At 64.0% G+C, this 1,158-nt stretch carries 2 protein-coding genes; both read left to right on the forward strand.

Features of this window, described 5'->3' with window-relative positions:
* Positions 1–398, forward strand: a 398-nt coding sequence (locus SPHV1_RS12920) for a type IV secretory system conjugative DNA transfer family protein (RefSeq protein ID WP_231634666.1), incomplete at its 5' end; no start/stop codon positions are given.
* 2 nt (positions 399–400) lie between these two features.
* Positions 401–1,158: toprim domain-containing protein (locus SPHV1_RS12925; protein WP_231634667.1), on the forward strand; the 758-nt coding region annotated here is incomplete at its 3' end.

The raw sequence follows: 1,158 nt of genomic DNA on the forward strand, positions 1-1,158 counted from the left end.
TTCTTGCGGAACAGGACGTGCGCGGCCTCGACGAGAGCAAGCAGTTCATTTTCGTGAACAACGCCAAACCGTTCACGGCCGACAAAATCAAATATTACGAAGATCCATTCTTCAACGGCGTCACGGTCGATTTTTTCCGGGGCGAGCGTGCGCGGTTCAAGCAAACCCCCAAGACGCTCGATCGTCCCGGCATTCCACAAATCGACTGGCTGAGGGTGGAGGCCGTCGAGCCTTACCAGCCCGCGCCGCCGCCACCTGTCACCAGTCCGGAGGATGAGGACATGAGCGGCGCGCCTGTCACCGTGGGCGCGCCCAGCACGGCGGAGGCCGCGGCCGTTCCCGCCGAGCTGGCGGACAGCGACTTTTTCGACCCGATCGACAATGAAGATGAGGACTGACCATGAGCCGGAGCGTCGTCATATGCGAGAAGCCGAGCCAAGCGGAGAATATCAGGGCCGCCATCGGCGACAACCACGGCGAAGTTCTGCCCGCGCAGGGGCACTTGTTCACTCTTGCCGATCCCGAGGACTACAAGCCCGAATGGAAGCAATGGCAGGGCTTCCACCTGTTGCACCCCGAGCAGTTCAGGAAGGTGCCGACCAAGGGCGAGGATGCCGCGCGGACACGCCAGCAGGCCCGCAAGCGGGATGCCATCGCCAAGGCGCTCAAGGGGGCGAGCCGCGTTATCATCGCGACCGACTGCGACCGGGAGGGTCAGGTTATCGGCACCGAGATTATCGAGGCGCTGGGTTTCCGGGGCGAGGTCATGCGCGCCATGTTCACCAGCGAGGACGAGGCCAGCCTTCGCGAAGCGTTCGCGGCGCTGAAACCCAATGACCATTATCGGCCGCTCTATGAGGCGGGCCTTGCCCGCGAGCGGGCCGATCAGGTCTATAATCTGTCCCTCACCCGTGCCGCCACTACCGCCCTGGTCCCGCAGGGCGTTCGTTCGATTCTTGGTATCGGGCGCGTCCGCACGCCGACGCTGGCAATTGTCTGCATCCGCGAAATCGCGATCCAGCAATTCAAGCCGTCCACCAGCTACGGCGTGATCGCGACCGTCGAGGCCGGCGCGCATCAGATCGCGCTCACCTGTCATCCGAGCGAACCGGCGATCATGGACCGGGCCGAGGGGGAAGCGGCGGTTGCCGCTGCGAT

Source organism: Novosphingobium sp. KN65.2 (assembly GCF_001368935.1).
Lineage (GTDB): Bacteria > Pseudomonadota > Alphaproteobacteria > Sphingomonadales > Sphingomonadaceae > Novosphingobium > Novosphingobium mathurense.